The organism is Streptomyces sp. SID13726, from assembly GCF_010548375.1.
In the GTDB taxonomy this organism is placed as follows: Bacteria; Actinomycetota; Actinomycetes; order Streptomycetales; family Streptomycetaceae; genus Streptomyces.
Genome location: NZ_JAAGLY010000891.1, coordinates 1 through 382, shown reverse-complemented (window position 1 = coordinate 382; position 382 = coordinate 1). Strand labels below are relative to the sequence as shown.

The window sequence follows — 382 nt, the reverse complement described above, 5'->3', positions numbered from 1 at the left end:
ACACGCCCTCCTTGTCGTTGAGGATCTCGAGGCGCTGGGTGGCGCCCTCGTCGCGGCTGTCGAAGATGAACCGGTGCGCGTTGACGATCGCGGCGGGGCCGAAGTACTGGCCGTCGGTCCAGAACACCGGGCACGACGACGTGCAGGCCGCGCACAGGATGCACTTGGTGGTGTCGTCGAAGCGCTCGCGCTGCTCGGCGGACTGGAGGCGCTCCTTGCTGGGCTCGTTCCCGGACGTGATGAGGAACGGCATGATCTCGCGGTAGGACGCGAAGAATGGCTCCATGTCCACGACGAGGTCCTTGACCACGGGCAGGCCCTTGATGGGCTCGACCGTGATGGGCTTGTCCGGGTTGACGTCCTTGAGCAGCGTCTTGCACGC

General features: G+C 66.0%; 1 protein-coding gene. It reads right to left on the bottom strand.

All coding sequences use genetic code 11. The annotated features are described in order from the left end of the window. Positions 1-382, bottom strand: a 382-nt coding sequence (locus tag G3I78_RS50845; protein ID WP_239158512.1) for a 2Fe-2S iron-sulfur cluster-binding protein, incomplete at both ends; no start/stop codon positions are given.